Below are 21,005 nucleotides of genomic sequence, written 5' to 3'. Positions count from 1 at the left end.
ATTATTTTTTCGAACTGTTCGAGTATTGTTGTAGTAAGGAGGCTATTTCCTCCCGTTCCCGTTCTAAATCAACGGTTGTCTCTGTATTTGATTCTGTCGTTTTTTTCTTCCGTTCTTTAAACCAATCTGGTACGACCTCAGTCTTAGATCCTTGCTTCTTATAATTGGTATAGTTTTGTTGCTTTTTCTCTATGGACATACGATAACGTTCTTTTTCTTTTTTCGCAAACATCATAGCTTCTCTAGCGGTTTTCAAATTTGCTCGTGACCAGTGGCTTGCGATCTTTTCTAAATATGCTTTCGAGAGCTTCATGTTAGTTTGGAGCAAAACATAGTGAATTAATACATTCATTACCGGAGATGGTAATCCCTGAGTTGTCATAATCTCACGAATTACTTTTAGATCCTGCTCTGATGCATAATTACCACTTGATAAATCTTCTAGTAATTGCTTTGGTGATATTGTCTCTAATTGTTGAATGAGTTGTTCTTCCTTAGACATTGGCTGCTTTGGAGTAGTGGATTCTACTTGTGGTTGTTCCGGAACTTTTGCAGCTAATTGAACAGCCGCTTCCCTGCGAGATGTTTTGAAAATATCATGGCAAGCTTCTTTAAATTCCTCAATATCTAATCTATTTTCATCTGTTAATGCCCATAAAATACATTTTTCCACTTCATAATCTGCTAGTCCATATAAATGCATCATTTGGTTGATAATGCGCTTATTTTCTGTAGTTAATACTCGTTTATAAGGGATCATTCTTGATTTCAGTATTTGTTCCACCCATGAAAAATCAACCGAATCAAGTTGTGGTCCTGTATTTTCAGGGATTCGATTGACATTTTGCATGACGGTAAGTTCAGAATGGATGGTTTCAAAGACATCACCGAATGAAGCGGTTATATTTCTCCCACTTGGTTGATCTTGCTTTCCAATAAAACGAGATTTTAAAAGTGTATATTTATCTTTCCCAACATGATGATATAAAAGCTGAGAAAGCATAGCATCACGGAAAAAATCAGAAGGTGAGAATGGATTTTGAAGTATATAGTGAAATACAGTCTGCTCCGTTGTCACTTCTTCAAACGTTCTTAACAAACCTATACCTTCTAATTTAAGTCGTTCCTCATACATCTCAACAAGTGATATATTTAGATAATTCATTAAGGTGTGGTGTGTTTGAATCGGTACTTCTTCCTGAAAATCTATCTCATGTAAAAGTGTTTGATATAACATTACTGCCTTCATACCTAATAATGGTTGATAAAGATGGGTTAATGACTTCGTGTAATCGACAGGTAAATTACCTTGTAAATCAACCGTATAACCATCTACAGGCAATATTTTTCCTATGTTCATCTTAACCCTTCTTTCTACAGTTTTGACTATCATTTATGAATTCTTTTTATCCGATTGAATTAAATCTTTTAATTCATCAAGGAAAACATTTATATCTTTAAATTGTCGATATACCGATGCAAATCGTACATAAGCGACATCATCAACAGTTGATAGTCGTTCCATTACCATTTCGCCTACTTCTTCACTATCGATTTCAGATGCACCAGTATTCCTTAATGCTTTTTCCACATCAAAAGCAATCGATTCTATTTGTTCAATGGAAACGGGTCTCTTTTCACACGCTCTGATTAACCCACGAACTAGTTTTTCACGACTAAATTCTTGTCTATTACCATCCTTTTTCACGACAATAAGTGGCACTTCCTCAATTCGCTCAAAGGTTGTAAAACGATAACCACATTTCTCACATTCACGTCTTCTACGAATAGAACGTCCTTCCTCAATTGGCCGCGAATCCAGTACTTTTGTATTCTTATTCTGGCAATTTGAACATCTCATTTAATAAACCCCATTCATCTAACAGTAAAATCTAATTTTTATCTATTAATGGTAATTCTTTATTTAAATTCTCATATAATTGCTTGATTACTTTTGAGCTATAGCCGAAGTCAAATGGTAATGCTGACTCCGTTGAAACTGTAAAATCAATAGCAGTTTGATATGGACGTACCATAATAACCGTTGCAATAATAAACGCTTTTTTGCCTTTTGCGATATGAAAGCTAATTTCACCATGCTCAGTAGAAACAGAATTAATCTCGAATTTATTCGAACGTTTAACTAAATCTTGTAATGCAGCAAGCCCTTTGTCTTTAGTTGTTTTATAATAATGGGTTTGTAATTCCTTATCCCAATGTTTATCTGATGTTTCAGCTCGATTATAAAAAAAACGTGATAATTTCTTACCAAAAGACATGCTTTTCACTCCTAGTTTTTCTGTTTCCATATACTATAACTCTATTTATTTTAACATGTTTTATAGATTAACCCTAGTAAAAATATATTAGAACACCCTCTACATACTCATTACTCGGCTATTATTCTCGTCCTCTTTGAAAGCGGAAGATAATGTCATCATACAAATAGAGCTAGGCCATGGCCTAGCTCCTAATCATAAATATATTGATTTAGGAAACGGATACATTTTTCGCTTTTATAAAGCTTCCAACATAGTTAACAAGGTCAATGACTCGTGCGGAATAACCCCATTCATTGTCATACCATGCTAATACTTTTATTTTATTATCCTCCATTACCATGGTGGATAACCCATCAATGATTGCTGAATAATCAGAAGTCGTATAGTCAATCGATACTAATGGTTGATCACTATATTGAATTATTCCTGCTAATTCATTCGTAGCAGCATTGCGGAATACTTGATTTACGATTTCGGTTGTAACAGGTTCTTCTACATCCACTACTAAATCGACTAACGACACATTCGGAGTAGGAACTCGCAGTGCCATACCATGTAATTTCCCTTTAAGATGTGGTAATACTTCACCTAATGCTTTAGCAGCACCTGTTGAAGTTGGGATTATGGATTGTGTACATCCTCGTGCACGACGAAGATCCTTATGTGGATTATCTAGGTTTTTTTGGTCATTCGTAAAGGCATGAACGGTCGTCATTAATCCATTCTTAATCTTAAAGTTTTCGTCTAACACTTTCACCACAGGGGCCAAACAGTTTGTTGTACATGATGCATTCGAGATCACATCATCATGATATTCATCATAATCATGATGGTTTACCCCCATTACAATGGTTTTATCTACCTGTTTACCTGGTGCTGTAATGACAACTTTTTTAGCTCCAGCATCTAAATGTAAGCCTGCATCTTTTTTTGTCTTGAATTTCCCAGTCGCATCAATAACAACGTCAATCTCTAATTTAGCCCAAGGTAATTTATCCGGTTCTCTGAAATTAACCAGTTCAATTCGTTTTCCGTATACTTCAAGTCCATCTTGAACTGCTTTTACATCTTCATTAAACGGTCCATGGACACTATCATACTTAATTAAATGTGCTAATGTTTCTGGAGGATAGCTAGCATTAACCGCTACAACCTCTAAATTTGGATCAGTAATGGCTTGCCTAAATACCATTCTCCCAATTCTTCCTAATCCACTAATAGCAATTCGAGTTTTACCCATTATTAGTCCTCCTGATTATGATATACTATATACTTCAAAATTCAAATATAGTATAACACATTTGATTAAAAATGGAAGCATATACATAAAAAAACTCAAAGGATTTTTATCTCCTTTGAGTTTTTATTAGAATGGTATTCCCCATTGATTCAGAACATCTTGCAGCTGTTCCAATGTATGTTCTAACGTCCCATTGTTATCAATGACTGCATCAGCCAGCTTTACCTTTTCCTTTAATGGAATTTGTGACTGAATCCGCTGTAATGCCTCTTCTTTCTGGGAATTATCTCGTTTCACAAGTCTTTGTAGTTGAACATCCTCATCTACATAGACAACTAGTGTTTTATCCACCATATGGGTTAATTTACTTTCAAATAATAATGGAATGTCCATGACAACACATTTTGCACCGTTCTCCAAAAGATGCTCCTTCTGTTCTAGCATTCGTTTCCTGACAGCTGGATGTACAATAGCGTTTAATTTAGCACGTTTATCCGTATCGGAAAAGATAATGGCTCCTAATTTCTTTCGATCAAGGGTACCATCTGGTAGTAGGATGTCATGACCAAATTCATTTACGATAGCTTGTAAAGCAGATTCCCCCGGTTCTACTACATCCCTTGCAATTTGGTCTGCATCAATTACTGGAATTAGTAGTTCCTTAAACATAGCAGCAACCGCACTCTTTCCACTAGCGATACTTCCTGTTAATCCAATAACAATAGACATAGTAAATTCTCCTTTAGAGCTTTTGACAATTCAAGCAAACATGTGTCCCACGACCGCCAACCTTCATTTTGGTAATTGGTTTATCACAAGTCGGACATGCCTTATTTTCTTGACCATAAACAGATAATTCCTGTTGGAACATCCCCATTTCTCCCTGACTATTTACATAGGAACGAATGGTTGTCCCACCTTGTGCTACCGCTTCTTCTAAAGTACTTATGGCTTGTTTGCGAATTTCTTGTACTTCTTTTTTTGTTAATTTATTTGCTTTTTTTAACGGATGAATTCTCGCTTTAAATAATGTCTCATCCACATAAATATTACCTAACCCTGCTACAATCGTCTGATCCAATAATACAGACTTAATAGAACGGTTCGTTGCCTTTAGCTTTTTATAAAAATACTCCGCTGAAAATGCTTTTTCAAACGGGTCAGGACCGAGCTGAATCAAAGGCTTCTGCAGTAACTCTTCCCCTTTTTTTACAATATGCATCGTTCCAAATTTACGAACATCATTATACCTTAGTTCTTCCTCAGTAGTGAATGAAAAGATGACATGGGTATGCTTTTTCAAGGGTTCATCCTTGTAGTGTACACTATATTTGCCTTCCATTCTCAAATGGGAAATTAGTGTATAATCACCTAATTCAAATAACAGAAACTTACCCTTCCGTTTTATGTCATGAATGGTTTGTCCAATTAAAAGCTGTTTAAAATGTTCCACATCATCTGGTTTCTTGATAATCTTTCCCCAATAAACCTTTACAACCTCTATCGTACGATTTAATACAAATCGTTTTAATGTGTTACGTATTGTCTCTACTTCTGGTAACTCTGGCATTCCAATTTCTCCTTATTTTGCATCATACCAACTATCACCATAAGAATAGTCTGCCTTTAAAGGAACTTTTAACTCGACCGTATTCTCCATCATAGCTGGAACAATTTCTTTCAGTTTCTCAAGTTCTTCTCTTGGTGCTTCTAAAATTAATTCATCGTGAACTTGAAGTAGCATGCGTGCTTGCATCTTTTCTTCTTGTAGTTTTTCACGCAAATCAATCATTGCTTTTTTAATAATATCAGCTGCAGTACCTTGGATCGGCGTATTCATAGCCGTCCTTTCTGCAAAACTCCTTAAATTAAAGTTTCTACTCGTAATCTCAGGTAAATATCTTCTACGATTCATCAATGTTGTCACATAGCCTTTATGCTTTGCATCCTGTACAATGTCATCCATATAGGCTTTGACTCCTGGATAGCTTTCCAAATAACGTTCGATGAATTGCTTCGCTTCTTTACGAGTTATTCCTAGACTCTGAGAAAGCCCGAAATCACTAATACCATAGACAATTCCGAAATTAACGGCCTTGGCCTGTCTGCGCATATTAGAAGTTACGTCATCTCTTTCCACATGGAATACTTCCATCGCTGTCTGTGTATGAATATCTTCACCATTTTTAAATGCAGCAATCAATTTTTCATCCTTCGCAATATGGGCTAGTACACGTAATTCAATTTGTGAGTAATCCGCCGCAAACATAATCCAATCCCTTTTAGAAGGAACAAATGCTTGTCTAATTTTGCGTCCCTCTTCAATACGGATTGGGATATTTTGTAGATTGGGATCAATGGAGCTTAGACGCCCAGTTTGTGTTAATGCTTGATTATAACGGGTATGGATTTTACTCGTTTTCTTATCGACTACCTTTAGTAACCCTTCAATATACGTAGATTGAAGCTTACCTAATTGGCGATAAAGCAGTATTTTTGAAACAATTTCGTGTTGAGGCTCTAACTGCTCTAACACGTCTGCTGCAGTAGAGTAGCCGGTTTTCGTTTTTTTAATAACAGGTAATCCAAGTTTTTCGAAGAGGATTGGTCCGAGCTGTTTTGGAGAATTAATGTTGAATTTCTCTCCAGCTAATTCGTATATCTCCTGTTCTACCTCCGCTAATCGTTGCTTCAATTCTGTCCCCATTTCCTCTAATCTTGCAACATCAACCAGTACTCCGGTATGCTCCATTTCCGCTAAAATTAATGCTAATGGCATCTCCAATTCTTTGAGTAAGGAATAAAGCTCATGTTCACGTAGTTCTTCTTCCATCTTTTCCTCAAGCTTTATTAGCACATTGGTTTTACGTGCAATATGTTCTGCGAGCGCCTCTTGCTCTGGAATCTTCATCTTTGCACCTTTACCATATACCTCTTCATCAAATCGAACAGACTTGAATCCCCATCTATGCGCAATAGCCGGAATATCATGATTATTTTCAGCAGGATTTAGAAGATAGGATGCAAGCAGTACATCAAATCTAACTCCCTTTAGATGAATCCCATTCTTTAATAAAGAAACTACAGATTGTTTGGCATCAAATACAACTTTCTGATTAGCTGGATTTTCTGCCCATTTTTTAAATTCCTCTGACTCTATTGCTACATTAGTTGGTATAAAATAAGCCTTTTCCTGATTGATTATGCCAATTCCTTCTATTGGTGCTGTATGGTAACTATCGCTAAGCATTTCAATTACTAACGCCTCTTCACCGGTAAACATGTCCGAAGTAATCTCTTTTACAATCGTATAGCTTAGTTCTTCCAGTTCTTCTTCCGTTTCTTCTACTATATCTTCTGAACCAACTCGATTTAATAGGGACTGGAATCCTAAATCCTTGAATAAATTAGCCACCTCTTGATTCGGATAACCTTCGTAGGACAAATCATTAATCGATACTTCTATTGGTGAATCACAATTAATGGTAGCGAGCTCTCTACTCATGAAAGCATCCTCTTTATGGTTTGTTAGGTTCTCCTTCAATTTCTTCCCACTAACCTCATCTAGATGCTCATATAAGTTATCCAGTGTTTTATATTGCTTTAATAGTTTGGTTGCTGTTTTTTCCCCTACACCAGGAACTCCTGGAATATTATCGGAGTTATCACCCATTAGTGATTTTAATTCAATAATTTGCTCTGGTGTTATCTCCATTTTCTCGAATAGATATTGCGGTGTATACGCTTCTACATCAGATATTCCTTTTTTCGTAACATTAACCGTAACCTTATCGGATACTAACTGAAGCATATCCTTGTCACCTGAAATAACTTCTACATCAAAGTTCTGTTCTTTTGCTTGCTTAGCCATTGTTCCAATAATATCGTCTGCTTCATATTGATTTAGCTCATAATGACGAATCTGAAATGCATTAAGTAATTCCTTCACTAGTGGAAATTGTTCAGAAAGCTCTGGTGGTGTCTTCTGACGCCCCCCCTTATATTCCTTATACGTGCTATGTCTAAAGGTCGTTTTACCAGCATCAAACGCAACAAGCATATGGGTTGGTTTCTTTTCCTCTAAGATACGAAGTAACATTGTTGTAAATCCATATACTGCATTGGTGTATACACCTTTATCATTATTCAACAGTGGTAATGCAAAAAAAGCACGGTAAATAATACTATTTCCATCTATTAAAACCAATTTCTTTGTCATTGGTATTCCTCCTTGTCCGTATCACACTTTTAATCTATTTTACCATTTAAGCTAGGACACGTAAAAAATTTGAATAAATATTAGAGTTTTATTAGAGCAGAAGTGAGATGAAAAACGAGTGCTTCAAGCTTTCTTTATCCTATCATTATAATCGTCTGTTTTGGTTAAAGAGAGGAAAGATCGACTAAGGATGGGAAGATGAAGCGAACTTCTATATAGAAATTAACCTTAATCAGGTATCATTCGAATAATTTCCATTGCCATTCTTATCAATTCTGTAGGAATAAACAATATTCTCCCCTCGTAACAAAATACCCCACATAAATAGACCAAATCTATTTATGTGGGGTATATGCATTATCGCTTCGGAAAGTACACATGGAAAGTCGTTCCTACATTTACTTCACTTTCTACTTCTATTTTTCCTTGATGGAGCTCTACAATATGTTTGACTATTGCTAACCCAAGTCCAGTTCCGCCAGTATTTCTACTTCTAGCTTTATCGACACGATAGAAGCGTTCAAATATTCTTGGCAGTGATTCTTTAGGTATTCCAATACCAGTATCGCTTACCTGCAAATGAATATATTCCTCTAGTTCCTCTGCTAATAATGTTACACCTCCACCCTTCGGCGTGTAACTAATTGCATTTACTAAGAGGTTAATCATAACCTGCTTCACACCAGAATGTTCCGCTTTAAATTCAATATTTTCTCCACTTTCAACATGAAGTGTTATGCCATTATTTTCAGCTTGTTGATTTATAACCGGCATTACTTCATCAACTAATTCAGTGAAGTGCACCGTAGCTAATTCTATTTTGGAATCATCCTTTTCTAGCTTCGATAAAGATAATAGGTCTTGAATTAACATCTGTAGTCGTTTACTTTCTTCATTAATAATACTTAAAAATTGTTTTGCTGTATCCACATCATGTAAATTATTATCATCCAGTAATGTCTCCGCAAAGCCTCTTATAGAAGTAATTGGTGTTTTTAACTCATGTGATACATTTGCAACAAAATCTTTACGCATTGCTTCTAGTTTTTTCAATTCGGTAATATCATATAATACAATAACTGCACCCTTTAACATGTTCTTCTCATCAAAGATAGGTGCACCAATAATTTCAAAATATTGCTTATGACCATTTTCTATAATGAGGGAATCCTTCACCTTTTCTTCATACAAAAAGGTCTGTTGTATCGTTTTATGGATTTTCTCATGATCTAATACATCATAATACAAATATCCAATATAATCTCTTTCCTTCTTGTTTCCAAATAGACCTAGGAAATTTCTATTGACTAAATGAATGTACCCTTTTTCATCAATTAGGATTAATCCACTTTGAATATTTTCTATTACAGTCGTTAATTGTTCAGCTTGCATCTTCTCATTGATGGACAGTTCACTTAGACTTCTGGCAAGTTTATTAATTTGCATCAATAAGGAAGCCATACTACCAGAAACTGGGTGATGCATTCTGGCACGAAAATTACCTTTTACTAATTCATCTAACGTATTAGTGGCCTTTTGAATTGGTTTAACATATTTATCGAATACATAATGCAACATCATCATGAGAACGATAAATTCTGTTAGAAGTACCAACAATAATACAATATAATTGCTCATAAAAAAGCTAAATACAATACCTGTTGAGACCACAATGAATAAAATAATTAACGCGTAACGTAATACTGGTTTTAAAGACAAAAACCTCACGTTGGATCCTCCATCTTATAACCCAATCCACGAATTGTTTTAATGTAAATCGGCTTTTTCGTATTGGGTTCAATTTTTTCTCTTAGATGACTAACATGAACATCGACAATACGAGTATCTCCAACAAAATCATAATCCCAAACAGCAGATAATAATTGATCTCTTGATAACACTTTATCCTTGTGTGTTGCTAAATAATGTAATAGCTCAAATTCTTTTCGTGTAAAACTAAGCACCTGATTATTCTTCTCTGCTTCATACCGCTCAGGGAAAATCGTTAATTCTCCTACTTTTATATTTTTCACATTACTCGTTACAGTTACATTGGTCCGTCTTAAGATTGCTTTAATTCTCGCAATTACTTCCTTTGGACTAAATGGCTTGGTTAAATAATCATCCGCACCTATTTCTAACCCTAGTACTTTATCAAACTCTTCATCTCTAGCAGTTAACATTAAAACGGGTGTATCAATATGATTTCTTCTTAAATGCTTACAGACTTCAATTCCATCCATTTCTGGAAGCATTAAATCTAGAATAATAAAATCATATGTATTCTTATCCGCTTTCCGAATTGCTTCCAGTCCGTCATAGGCAACATCTGTTGTAAATCCAGCTTTCTCGAGATTGAATTTTAGTAATGTTACGATAGACATTTCATCATCTACAATAAGAACATGTTCATTCATGATATCAATTCCCCATTTCTTCTATGCTACCATTTTCCTTATCTTCATATTACAATGAAATCAGTATAAATTAAATAATGGATAGCTATTGTAAATAAATCTTTACACAATGCTGTTGTAGGATCCTCTAATCATTTATATGGATTAAACACCCTACTAATACATTACCATAAAAACATATTACATATCTGGTTTTATTATTCTTTTTACTGGGTCAATATCAAATTTCATCTCTACGATACGTTCCATAAAGGTTTGATCATGGGTAACAAAGATGATGGTTCCTTTATAAGCGAGCATAAAATGTTCTAAAACTTCCAGAGTGTGAATATCTAAAAAGTTAGATTGCTCATCTAATAGCAAAATATTATATGTGCCTAGGAACACGTAACAGAGCTGTAGACATCTTAAAGTAACTACCTTCCTCTCAAATAAACTCAACCGGTAACATTTAACCTCACTTAATTATTCCTCGCTTTACTAAAACATAAAAGAGCTCCATTCGCGTAGAATGAAGCTCTCCTTCTCATTTATTGTAATACCTCTAAAACGTGTTTAACGGAATTAGCAGATTTATCTAAAGCCGCTTTTTCATCTTCCGTTAAATCTAATTCGATAATCTGTTCAATTCCATTTCCACCTAGAATGGTAGGCACACCTAAGTAAATATCGTTATATCCATATTCACCCTCTAAGTAAGCGATGGATGGTAGTACGCGGCGTTGGTCTTTTAGGATGGCCTCTGCCATAACTGTTAAAGATGCTGCAGGTGCATAATAGGCACTACCATTACCTAAAAGGTTGACGATTTCACCACCACCAGTACGAGTGCGTTGTACAATTTCATCTAATCGATCCTTAGGTATTAACTTTTCTAGTGGAATTCCACCTGCATAGGAGTAACGAATTAATGGTACCATATCATCACCATGGCCGCCTAAAACAAAACCGGTAATATCTTTAACTGATAAATTTAACTCCTTAGCAACAAATGTACGGAAACGAGCTGTGTCTAATACTCCTGATTGACCGATAACTCGTTCTTTCGGGAAGCCAGACTCATTAAATACCGTATAGGTCATCGCATCAACAGGATTGGTTAGCACGATGATTATCGTATCTTTCGAATACTTCACAATCTCTTGCGTGACAGATTTCATAATTTTAGCGTTAGTATTCACTAAGTCATCCCTACTCATGCCAGGCTTTCTAGCAATACCAGCCGTGATAATTACTAAATCTGAATCCCTCGTATCCTCATAATTAGACGTCCCGATAATATTCGCATCAAAACCTTGTACTGGGCTTGCTTCTAGCATGTCAAGCGCTTTACCCTTTGTTGGATTCTCCATGTTAGGTATGTCTACTAGAACAATATCCCCAAGCTCTTTTTGAGCGAGCATCAACGCGGTTGTCGTACCGGTAAATCCTGATCCTATTACTGATATTTTTTTGCGCTTGTTTCCCATTTGTTAGGCCTCCTTGATGTTAACTAGTCCATGTTCTTAATTAATTCATTGGCAAACTCAGAACATTTCACTTCTGTAGCGCCTTCCATTAGACGAGCAAAGTCATAGGTTACAACTTTAGAAGCAATTGTTTGGTCCATTGCCTTCGTAATTAAATCCGCTGCTTCTCTCCATCCAAGATGTTCAAGCATTAATACACCAGAGAGGATAACAGAAGAAGGATTCACTTTATCTAAGCCAGCATATTTAGGTGCAGTACCATGTGTTGCCTCGAAAATAGCATGACCTGTATTATAGTTAATGTTTGCTCCAGGTGCAATCCCTATACCACCAACTTGTGCAGCAAGCGCATCAGAGATGTAATCTCCATTAAGGTTCATCGTTGCCACTACATCAAATTCTGTTGGACGAGTAAGAACTTGTTGTAAGAAGATATCCGCAATGGCATCTTTAACAATAATCTTACCTGCAGCAACTGCTTGATCTTGTGCTTTATTTGCAGCATCTTTACCTTGTTCTTCCACAATACGATCATATTGTGCCCATGTGAATACTTTATCACCGAACTCATCTTCAGCAACTTCATATCCCCAACCTTTAAAAGCACCTTCTGTAAACTTCATGATATTACCTTTGTGAACTAATGTGACACTTTTACGTCCTTCATTTAATGCATACTCGATAGCTGCACGTACAAGACGTTTTGTACCTTCCTCTGAAACTGGTTTAATACCAATACCAGATGTTTCAGGGAAGCGAATTTTATGTACTCCCATTTCATTTTTTAGGAAGTCAATTACTTTCTTCACTTCGTCAGAGCCCTTTTGCCATTCAATACCAGCATAAATATCTTCAGTGTTTTCACGGAAGATTACCATATCTACATCTTCAGGACGTTTAACTGGAGATGGAACTCCTTCGAAATAACGTACTGGACGTAGGCAAGTGAATAGATCTAGCTCTTGACGTAGTGCTACGTTTAAAGAACGAATTCCTCCACCTATTGGTGTAGTAAGTGGACCTTTGATAGCAATTTTGTACTCATCAATTTTATCTAGAGTTTCTTGTGGTAACCATTCACCAGTTTTATTGAATGCTTTTTCACCAGCATAAACTTCTAACCATTCAATTTTCTTTGTACCATTATAAGCTTTTTCAACTGCTGCTTCTAATACACGACTAGCTGCTGCCCAAATATCAGGACCAGTACCGTCCCCTTCGATAAATGGAATGACAGGTTGGTTTGGTACATTTAATTTACCATTCTCTACTACAATTTTTTCTCCTTGTGTCATAAATAATTCCTCCTAGTTTTCTAGTAGCTTATCGGAATAATAGCCGGAGGTACCGGCTATTATTACTAACGAGATTCATAGTATATTGCTTAACGATTTTCAAGTGGGATATATTGTTGGGTATTCGGTCCTACATATTCTGCACGTGGACGGATTAAACGATTATTCGAATATTGTTCTAATATATGTGCAACCCAACCAGACACACGACTCATAGCGAAAATTGGTGTAAATAGATCATGATCAATCCCTAAACTATGATACATCGAAGCAGAATAGAAATCTACATTTGCTGGTAGACCTTTTTCTTGTTTAATATAGTCCTCGATTGCTACAGACATATTATACCATTTTTCTTGACCAGTAAGGGCTGTCAATTCTTTAGACATCTTTTGTAGATGCTTAGCTCTAGGATCACCATTACGATAAACGCGGTGTCCCATACCCATGATTTTTTCTTTGTTTTCTAATTTTTCTTTAATATACGGGATAGCATTATCTTCTGTACCGATTTCCGTTAGCATTTTCATCACACGCTCATTTGCCCCACCATGCAATGGACCTTTTAATGCACCAATTGCAGCAGTAATACCAGAATACATATCTGATAATGTTGCAACACAAACTCTAGCAGTGAATGTAGATGCATTGAGTTCGTGATCAGCATGTAATACTAACGCTTTATTAATTGCTTCGATTTCTATTTCATTTGGTTTTTCGCCATTTAACATATATAAAAAGTTTTCTGCATAGCTTACATCTTTTAATGGTTTAACAGGGTCTTTACCTTGTCTTATTCGAGAAAATGCCGCCACGATTGTTGCAATCTTTGCTTGTATACGAACTGCCTTACGTCGATTAGCTTCCTCTTCCATTACATCTGCTTCTTCATCGTATAAACCTAGTAGAGAAATAGATGTTCTTAATGCTGCCATAGGGTGTACTTTAGACAAATCATAAGAGCGTAAATGATCTAATACCGCTTCTGGAACTTCCATATTGTCGGCAAGTTCTTTTTTAAAGGCTTCTAATTCAGCGATTGTCGGTAATTTCAAATTCCATAATAAATAAACTACTTCTTCAAAGCTTGAATTCTCTGCTAAATCATCAATCTTGTAACCTACATAAGTTAGTTGGTCATCAATGATAGAACTAATTGATGATTGTGTTGCTACAACCCCTTCAAGACCTTTCGTTGCTGTCATAGATAAAACCCTCTCCTTTTTCTATATTGTTCTAACATTAAGCGAAAGATAATGTTAAATTATTTAGACAATTTCCTAGTAAAATAATCGGATATTGTCATCCCCAAAACCAATTATAAAGTATTTTGAAAGCAATGTGAAATGAAACCGTTTAATTTTCTGCAAATAATTATTATAAGAATATTGTTTACCTAATAACGACGATTATTGTAAAGCTTACAGCAAACTACTCTGTTCCTTCGATAACTATTAATATTCTTGTCTTTTCGAACATATAGTTAGATAGATATATTTATATAAATGGGGTCGTTAGAATTGTACAAGCAATTATTGGATCCAATTCTCAGAGGAGTCTTTCTTTTAGCACTTCTATTCATCATATTCTTTGCTATAAAAATGACTATTGGTTATATTTATCCTTTTATAATTGCATTTATTATCGCAGTGTTTCTTAGCCCATTGGTATCTTTCATTGAAACCAAATGGAAACTACCTAGAACCATAGCAACTTTAACCGTTATCATCACGATATTTCTATTTTTTATTGGGATTGTTGTTGTGATTGTGAACGAGGTTATACAAGGTACCATTTATTTAATGGAAAAACTGCCGATTTACTTCCAGTCATTTATTGATTTAATGGAAAATATGATTAATGACCATATTTTACCACTCTATCAAACTATTGCTTCCTATTTTGAATCATTGGATGAATCACACCAAACAGCGATTCAAGAAAATTTAGTAAATTTTCTTGAGAACTTAGCTAATGGTGGAACGATATTTCTTCAATCTATTCTTATTCAAATACCAGAAGTAGTCAGTAAATTTCCAGGTTCCTTGACTATTTTTATTTTTATTGTACTTGCAACATTCATGATTGTAAACGATTGGCGTAATATAACGAATCTATTAACTAAACTGCTTCCAACGAATATTCTTTCCTTTATCTATGATTTACAGAAAGGAATCAAAAAGGCTTTTACAGGGTATCTACGCGCACAATTTATTCTAATATTCATATCTGCTTTGATTATTTATATTGGATTACTCATTATCGGAAGCGAACATGCTTTAACAATTGCCGCCATTGCCGCACTTGTTGACTTACTTCCTGTTATTGGAACTGGTGTTATTTTTGTTCCATGGATTATATACTCATTTTTAACCGGGGATTATTCAAATACTATACCGCTTAGTATTCTTTACATGACCGTTATTATTACAAGGCAATTTATAGAACCTAAAATTCTATCTGCCAGTATTGGAATTAATCCATTGGTTAGCCTAATGATCTTGTTTGTCACGATACAAATATGGGGCTTCGGTGGTGTATTATTTGCACCTATCATTTTGATTACGATATATGTGCTCTACCAATCTGGAATTTTTACGAAAATGATTCAATTTATAAAAGGATAGCTACTATCTTCGATTAATAATGATTGTCTTGCTATCAATTAGTTTTTTTATCAATCTACCGAGCATTAATTTAAAGTACCTCCTCGTTTGCGGTAACACTAAAATAAATCCTGCAATATCTGTTATAAAACCTGGGGAAAATAAAAATACTCCACCAATTAATATACATATACCATCTAATAGTTCTTTAGCCGGCACTTGACCATATTGCATGGAATATTGTGCACGTTTCCAGGTTTCCAGACCTTCTCTTTTTGCTAAAGAGACACCAATAAATCCTGTTAATAGAATAATTACCACTACCCACCATGGGCCAATTAAGCTTCCAGCCCATACTAGAACACCTATTTCAGCAGCAGAAATAATCAAAAATGCTAGTAATAACCATCTCATCCATATCTTCCTTTCGTATATTAGGATAGGAAAAAAGAAGGGAGCTTGTATCCCTTCTTTTAATTTGTCCTATAAAACGCCGGCATGACCTCGATAAATGTCACCCTTCGTACTATCGATGGTGATATCTTCACCATCTTTAAGTAGATCGAATGCATTATCCACTCCTACGATAACCGGTATACCTAAGCTTAATCCTACAACAGCAGCGTGGGAAGTAAGTCCACCTTCTAATGTTATAATACCAGCAGCTTTCTCAATGGCAGGCATCATTTCACGATCTGTTCCATAGGTAACGATGATATCACCTTCATGTACTTTTTGAAGTGCTTCTTCGGTATTTTTAACAATTACCGCTTTTCCATATGCACTCTTCTTTCCGATACCTTGTCCTTTTGCTACAACATCGCCAATAATATGGACTTTCATGATGTTTGTTGTGCCAGTCTCTCCAACCGGAACACCAGCCGTAATCACAACACGATCACCACGTTTTAATAGGTTAGCTTGTAGGCCAAGATCAATTGCAACATCAAGCATTTCATCTGTTGAGCCGGCTTTTTCACCTGTAATTGGAAGAACTCCCCATACTAATGAAAGTTGACGATTAACACGGTCACTATACGTTACGGCAATAATCGGTGCTTTTGGTCGGTATTTAGCAATCATACGTGCTGTATGTCCACTTTCTGTAGGAGTAATAATTGCACTTACAGATAGATTCATCGCAGTATGCGTAACGGACTGACTAATCGCATCTGTTATCGTCATATCAACAGATTCACTACGATTTTTTAGAATTGATTGATGATCTAATGCTGTTTCTGTTTTCTCAGCAATGTTATTCATAGTTTGAACGGATTCGACTGGGTAATTACCTGCCGCTGTTTCGCCAGAAAGCATAATGGCATCCGTACCATCAAAGATTGCGTTTGCTACGTCTGATGCTTCTGCTCTTGTAGGACGTGGATTACGTTGCATGGAATCAAGCATTTGTGTAGCTGTAATAACAGGCTTTCCTGCAGTATTACATTTTCTAATTAATTTTTTCTGTACTAGAGGTACATCTTCAGCTGGAATTTCCACACCTAAATCCCCACGCGCTACCATTAGCCCATCACTAACTTCAAGGATGCTATCAATATTATCTACACCCTCTTGGTTTTCGATTTTAGGAATGATTTGAATATGAGCTGCATTGTGTTTTTCCAATAATTCTTTAATCTCAAGAATGTCAGAAGGTCTGCGAACAAAAGATGCTGCAATAAAATCTACATCTTGTTCGATACCAAATTCGATATCCTTCGCATCTTTATCCGTAATACCTGGTAGGTTAACCGCTACATTTGGTACATTTACACCTTTTTTATTTTTAATTAATCCAGAGTTAAGTGCTACAGTTTTCAGTTCTTTATTTTGGTGGTCGATTTCCTCTACTTGCAATTCAATAAGACCATCATCTAATAAAATTTTGGAACCAACCTGAACATCATCAATTAAACCTGGGTACGTAATAGAAAAGCGCTCCGCTGTTCCTTCAACCTCGTTCATCGAAATATATACTGAATTTCCTTGAACTAATTCTGCTTGGCCTTCTTTAAATGTACCTGTTCTTATTTCAGGTCCTTTTGTATCTAATAGAATAGCAACTGTTTTACCAGTTTGTTTGGCAGCTTCTCTAATATTTTTTATACGTGCACCATGTTCTTGATAATCCCCGTGGGAAAAGTTCAGACGAGCTACATTCATTCCAGCATTAATTAACTCTACTAATGTTTCGACAGATTCGGAAGCTGGTCCGATTGTACATACTATTTTTGTTCTTCTCATTATAAAATCCTCCTACTAATTATATAGATAATTCCTTCGATAATTGATACATTTCTTCGTCAATGGAGTGCGTCTGTTTTAAGATTTCGGTAATATCATGATCGACTAGTTTGTTATTTTGAATACCAACCATTCTACCTGCTTTACCCTCTAGCAATAATTCTACTGCCTTAGCACCTAACCGACTTGCTAGTACACGGTCATTCGCTGTTGGGGAACCACCACGTTGAATATGACCAAGAACCGTTACTCTCGTTTCTAGGTTAGTTTCCTTTTTAATCTGCTCACTGTAATCAAACGCACTACCTACACCTTCAGCTACAATTATAATACTATGTCTCTTACCGCGTTCTACACCGCGTTTCAAACGGGAAATAACTTCCTTTAGGTCATCTTTTTTCTCTGGGATTAAGATACTTTCTGCTCCATCTGCTAGACCAGCCCATAGAGCTAAATCACCAGCATCTCTCCCCATTACCTCAACAACATATGTACGTTCATGAGAAGTAGCGGTATCACGAATTTTATCAATTGCTTCAATAATGGTATTAAGCGCTGTGTCGAAGCCAATAGTAAAATCAGTTCCTGGAATATCATTATCAATCGTACCTGGAACTCCGATACACGGATAGCCTTTTTCCGTTAACTTTTGCGCTCCACGAAAACTTCCGTCTCCACCGATCACGATTAAGCCTTCAATACCAAACCTTTTAAGTTGTTCAATACCTTTCTTTTGGCCTTCTTCGGTTTTAAACTCAAGGCTTCTTGCTGTATAGAGTGTTGTACCACCACGTTGAATAATATCACCAACTGATCCAACATCCATCTTTTCAATGTTACCTTCGATTAGCCCTTGATAGCCATTCTTAATTCCATATATCTCAACCCCATGGTAGATACACTTACGTACAACAGCACGGATGGCTGCATTCATACCAGGTGCATCTCCCCCACTAGTTAATACTCCAAGTCTTTTCATATTTTCCACCTCTACTTATATTGTCACTTTTAGTATGCGCTTGATAACTCGAATTAGTACGGTTAGATTAGAGTGAAAAGATCCAGCTGATCTGCTTGCCTCATTTAAAAGATACGGCTAAAACCCTAAAATATCAATTAAAAACACCGAAATTTACAAGTTATTTTAAATATGCTTTACTTAATGTTTCCATACGCCTCAATAAGTAAAACACATTACAAATGCGTTATACTAATCACCAACAATAAAAAAGGATGTCTCCGATTTAATGGGTTACCCACAAATCGAGACAGCCTTTATTTTACTATTCCATAAATTCGCCAATTTGTTTATATTTTTCCCATCGTTGTTCTAATAATTCATCCTTTGATAAATCATTAAGTTCTTGAAGGGATTTTTCTATAACAGCATCCATATTGCGAGCTTGCCGTTTTATATCACGGTGTGCGCCACCTTTTGGTTCGACTATAATTTCATCAATAATACCTAGCTCATACAAATCAGGCGCGGTAATTCTCATCGACTCAGCAGCCTTTTGTGCGAGTCCTGCATCTTTCCAAAGTAACGCAGCAGCACCTTCAGGAGAAATAACGGAGTATGTAGAGTTCTCCAGCATATGAATTCTGTCACCTACTCCTAGCGCTAACGCACCACCACTACCACCTTCACCAATGACAATACAAATAATTGGAACGGTAATGCCAGCCATTTCCATTAAGTTACGTGCAATGGCTTCACTTTGACCACGTTCTTCTGCTGCCTTTCCTGGATAGGCTCCCTTTGTATCAATAAAACATATAATCGGACGATTAAATTTCTCTGCTTGCTTCATATGGCGTAGTGCTTTTCGATAGCCTTCTGGATGCGGCATCCCGAAGTTTCTACGAATATTCTCTTTCGTATCCTTCCCACGCTGATGACCTATTACTGTGATAGGTTTGCCTTTGTAATAAGCAATTCCAGATACAATTGCCTCGTCATCCCCATAAGTGCGATCACCATGAAACTCTAGAAAGTCAGTAAACAATTCGGCAATATAATCAAGAGTTGTAGGTCTCTCTTGATGTCTAGCCATTTGAACGCGTTGCCAAGGCTTTAAATTACCGTAAATGTCATTTTCTAAATCGGCTAATCGTTTCTCTAGCGTGGAGATCTCCTCGGTTAAATCGATATCGCTCTCACTTGTAAATTTCTTAAGCTCTGCAATCTTTTCCTTTAAATTCACAATTGGTTTTTCAAAATCTAGTATTTGCTTCATTTAGGAGTTCCACCCTTCTGGTGCATCTTTAGAAGTGTTCCTAATACATATTTCATATCCTGTCGATGGATAACTTGATCTAATTGACCATGTTTAAGTTGAAATTCTGCTGTCTGAAAATCATCTGGTAATTTTTCACGAATCGTCTGCTCAATAATACGGCGACCAGCAAAGCCTATTAAAGCACCTGGCTCGGCAAAGTTATAGTCTCCTAACGATGCAAAGCTAGCAGAAACCCCTCCTGTTGTTGGATGAGTCATGATAGAAATCATTAAGCCACCTGATTTTGAAAAACGACTGATGGCAACCGAAGTTTTGGTCATTTGCATTAAGCTTAAAACACCCTCCTGCATTCTTGCACCACCAGAAGCTGTAAATATGATAAACGGTAGCGATTCTTTCCTAGCTTTTTCAATAGCTCTAGCAATCTTTTCACCTACTACAGAGCCCATACTACCCATTCTGAATCTAGCATCCATAACAGCGAAAGCAGTAGCTTGTCCGTCAATGGTTCCTTTACCTGTCACAACCGCTTCATTCAATCCTGTTTTAGACCGGTCACTCTCCATTTTTTTCTCATAATCTGGAAAATCTAATGGATTGGCCGTAATCATTCCTTGATCCCATTCTACAAATGAGTCTGCATCAAATAAACTATCAATACGTTCCCAGGCATTCAATTGATGATGGTGTCCACAATTAGGACATACATTTAAATTGTTATATAACTCTTTACGATAGAAAATTTTATAACAATTATCACATTTTTTCATAAGTCCCTCAGGAATATCTACTTTTGATTGCTCACTTGGAATAGAAGCATATTTCTTTTTCTTATTAAAAAGATCTTTGAGCAAAGTAAGTCCCCCTTTATCATTAAACCTTCCAAACCTTAAACAGGTAATATTATTCAAATGAATAGAACTACATATTATCATACTATACAGCAAGTCTACCCTAAAAAGGTGTCATTAATTGTCGTACATAAATAAAAAA

19 protein-coding genes are annotated in these 21,005 nt (G+C 36.0%); 1 reads left to right on the top strand and 18 read right to left on the bottom strand.

Going from position 1 to position 21,005, the window contains the following annotated elements; genetic code table 11:
- Position 1: 1 nt before the first annotated feature.
- The 13 genes from KGF86_RS17920 to citZ all read right to left on the bottom strand — a co-directional run bounded on the left by KGF86_RS17920 (position 2) and on the right by citZ (position 14,127).
- Complete coding sequence (locus KGF86_RS17920) at positions 2-1,360, bottom strand: replication initiation and membrane attachment family protein (protein WP_211742618.1); 1,359 nt, start codon at positions 1,358-1,360, stop codon at positions 2-4.
- Positions 1,361-1,393: 33 nt separating this feature from the next.
- Positions 1,394-1,861, bottom strand: a complete 468-nt coding sequence (gene nrdR / locus KGF86_RS17915; RefSeq protein WP_186870205.1) for a transcriptional regulator NrdR — start codon at positions 1,859-1,861, stop codon at positions 1,394-1,396.
- Positions 1,862-1,892: 31 nt separating this feature from the next.
- A complete protein-coding gene (locus tag KGF86_RS17910) occupies positions 1,893-2,279 on the bottom strand; it encodes a cytosolic protein (RefSeq protein WP_186870204.1) in 387 nt (128 codons plus the stop codon).
- A 211-nt stretch (positions 2,280-2,490) separates the two neighbouring features.
- Positions 2,491-3,522, bottom strand: a complete 1,032-nt coding sequence (locus KGF86_RS17905) for a glyceraldehyde-3-phosphate dehydrogenase (protein ID WP_186870203.1) — start codon at positions 3,520-3,522, stop codon at positions 2,491-2,493.
- Positions 3,523-3,648: 126 nt separating this feature from the next.
- Positions 3,649-4,251 (bottom strand): dephospho-CoA kinase, encoded by a 603-nt coding sequence (coaE, locus tag KGF86_RS17900; RefSeq protein WP_186870202.1) that lies wholly within the window; start codon positions 4,249-4,251, stop codon positions 3,649-3,651.
- Positions 4,252-4,264: 13 nt separating this feature from the next.
- A complete protein-coding gene (gene mutM, locus KGF86_RS17895) occupies positions 4,265-5,092 on the bottom strand; it encodes a DNA-formamidopyrimidine glycosylase (protein WP_211742617.1) in 828 nt (275 codons plus the stop codon).
- 12 nt (positions 5,093-5,104) lie between these two features.
- Positions 5,105-7,741 (bottom strand): DNA polymerase I, encoded by a 2,637-nt coding sequence (gene polA / locus KGF86_RS17890; protein WP_186870200.1) that lies wholly within the window; start codon positions 7,739-7,741, stop codon positions 5,105-5,107.
- 357 nt (positions 7,742-8,098) lie between these two features.
- Positions 8,099-9,469 (bottom strand): two-component system histidine kinase PnpS, encoded by a 1,371-nt coding sequence (gene pnpS / locus KGF86_RS17885; protein WP_186870199.1) that lies wholly within the window; start codon positions 9,467-9,469, stop codon positions 8,099-8,101.
- Complete coding sequence (locus KGF86_RS17880; protein WP_211742616.1) at positions 9,466-10,158, bottom strand: response regulator transcription factor; 693 nt, start codon at positions 10,156-10,158, stop codon at positions 9,466-9,468. Before KGF86_RS17880 ends, pnpS begins: the two co-directional genes overlap by 4 nt.
- 180 nt (positions 10,159-10,338) lie before the next feature.
- Complete coding sequence (locus KGF86_RS17875; protein WP_211742615.1) at positions 10,339-10,545, bottom strand: P-loop NTPase family protein; 207 nt, start codon at positions 10,543-10,545, stop codon at positions 10,339-10,341.
- 143 nt (positions 10,546-10,688) lie between these two features.
- Positions 10,689-11,627, bottom strand: a complete 939-nt coding sequence (gene mdh, locus KGF86_RS17870; RefSeq protein WP_186870196.1) for a malate dehydrogenase — start codon at positions 11,625-11,627, stop codon at positions 10,689-10,691.
- Between the two features lie 23 nt (positions 11,628-11,650).
- Positions 11,651-12,922, bottom strand: a complete 1,272-nt coding sequence (gene icd, locus KGF86_RS17865; RefSeq protein ID WP_211742614.1) for an NADP-dependent isocitrate dehydrogenase — start codon at positions 12,920-12,922, stop codon at positions 11,651-11,653.
- A gap of 89 nt (positions 12,923-13,011) precedes the next feature.
- Complete coding sequence (gene citZ, locus KGF86_RS17860; protein WP_186870194.1) at positions 13,012-14,127, bottom strand: citrate synthase; 1,116 nt, start codon at positions 14,125-14,127, stop codon at positions 13,012-13,014.
- Positions 14,128-14,442: 315 nt separating this feature from the next.
- On the opposite strand from citZ, the gene ytvI reads away from it, so the two are divergent.
- The gene (ytvI, locus tag KGF86_RS17855) at positions 14,443-15,549 is read left to right on the top strand and encodes a sporulation integral membrane protein YtvI (protein ID WP_211742613.1); all 1,107 of its coding nucleotides are present in this window, start codon (positions 14,443-14,445) and stop codon (positions 15,547-15,549) included.
- Positions 15,550-15,552: 3 nt separating this feature from the next.
- Here the strand turns inward: ytvI and KGF86_RS17850 are convergent, their stop codons facing one another.
- The 5 genes from KGF86_RS17850 to accD all read right to left on the bottom strand — a co-directional run bounded on the left by KGF86_RS17850 (position 15,553) and on the right by accD (position 20,866).
- On the bottom strand, positions 15,553-15,942 hold the full coding sequence (locus KGF86_RS17850; protein ID WP_186870192.1) for an FxsA family protein: 390 nt from the start codon (positions 15,940-15,942) through the stop codon (positions 15,553-15,555).
- Positions 15,943-16,011: 69 nt separating this feature from the next.
- Positions 16,012-17,772 carry a pyruvate kinase gene (pyk, locus tag KGF86_RS17845; protein WP_186870191.1) on the bottom strand — a complete coding sequence of 587 codons (1,761 nt, stop codon included), beginning with the start codon at positions 17,770-17,772 and terminating at the stop codon, positions 16,012-16,014.
- Positions 17,773-17,791: 19 nt separating this feature from the next.
- Positions 17,792-18,751, bottom strand: coding sequence for a 6-phosphofructokinase (gene pfkA, locus KGF86_RS17840; RefSeq protein ID WP_211742612.1), 960 nt, complete (start codon positions 18,749-18,751; stop codon positions 17,792-17,794).
- A gap of 304 nt (positions 18,752-19,055) precedes the next feature.
- Entirely contained in the window at positions 19,056-20,009 is a 954-nt protein-coding gene (accA, locus tag KGF86_RS17835) for an acetyl-CoA carboxylase carboxyl transferase subunit alpha (protein ID WP_211742611.1), read from the bottom strand.
- On the bottom strand, positions 20,006-20,866 hold the full coding sequence (gene accD, locus KGF86_RS17830; RefSeq protein ID WP_186870188.1) for an acetyl-CoA carboxylase, carboxyltransferase subunit beta: 861 nt from the start codon (positions 20,864-20,866) through the stop codon (positions 20,006-20,008). Before accD ends, accA begins: the two co-directional genes overlap by 4 nt.
- Positions 20,867-21,005: the final 139 nt, after the last annotated feature.

This window comes from Ornithinibacillus massiliensis (genome assembly GCF_018310345.1).
Taxonomy (GTDB): Bacteria; Bacillota; Bacilli; order Bacillales; family Amphibacillaceae; genus Ornithinibacillus; species Ornithinibacillus massiliensis.
Note: the sequence above shows the minus strand (reverse complement) of the source record. Positions and strands in the feature narration are given on the sequence as shown.

Coding starts and splice junctions, on each gene's coding strand:
- KGF86_RS17920 (WP_211742618.1), bottom strand. CDS start 1,360: ATGAACATAGGAAAAATATTGCCTGTAGATGGTTATACGGTTGATTTA.
- nrdR (WP_186870205.1), bottom strand. CDS start 1,861: ATGAGATGTTCAAATTGCCAGAATAAGAATACAAAAGTACTGGATTCG.
- KGF86_RS17910 (WP_186870204.1), bottom strand. CDS start 2,279: ATGTCTTTTGGTAAGAAATTATCACGTTTTTTTTATAATCGAGCTGAA.
- KGF86_RS17905 (WP_186870203.1), bottom strand. CDS start 3,522: ATGGGTAAAACTCGAATTGCTATTAGTGGATTAGGAAGAATTGGGAGA.
- coaE (WP_186870202.1), bottom strand. CDS start 4,251: ATGTCTATTGTTATTGGATTAACAGGAAGTATCGCTAGTGGAAAGAGT.
- mutM (WP_211742617.1), bottom strand. CDS start 5,092: ATGCCAGAGTTACCAGAAGTAGAGACAATACGTAACACATTAAAACGA.
- polA (WP_186870200.1), bottom strand. CDS start 7,741: ATGACAAAGAAATTGGTTTTAATAGATGGAAATAGTATTATTTACCGT.
- KGF86_RS17880 (WP_211742616.1), bottom strand. CDS start 10,158: ATGAATGAACATGTTCTTATTGTAGATGATGAAATGTCTATCGTAACA.
- mdh (WP_186870196.1), bottom strand. CDS start 11,627: ATGGGAAACAAGCGCAAAAAAATATCAGTAATAGGATCAGGATTTACC.
- icd (WP_211742614.1), bottom strand. CDS start 12,922: ATGACACAAGGAGAAAAAATTGTAGTAGAGAATGGTAAATTAAATGTA.
- citZ (WP_186870194.1), bottom strand. CDS start 14,127: ATGACAGCAACGAAAGGTCTTGAAGGGGTTGTAGCAACACAATCATCA.
- KGF86_RS17850 (WP_186870192.1), bottom strand. CDS start 15,942: ATGAGATGGTTATTACTAGCATTTTTGATTATTTCTGCTGCTGAAATA.
- pyk (WP_186870191.1), bottom strand. CDS start 17,772: ATGAGAAGAACAAAAATAGTATGTACAATCGGACCAGCTTCCGAATCT.
- pfkA (WP_211742612.1), bottom strand. CDS start 18,751: ATGAAAAGACTTGGAGTATTAACTAGTGGGGGAGATGCACCTGGTATG.
- accA (WP_211742611.1), bottom strand. CDS start 20,009: ATGAAGCAAATACTAGATTTTGAAAAACCAATTGTGAATTTAAAGGAA.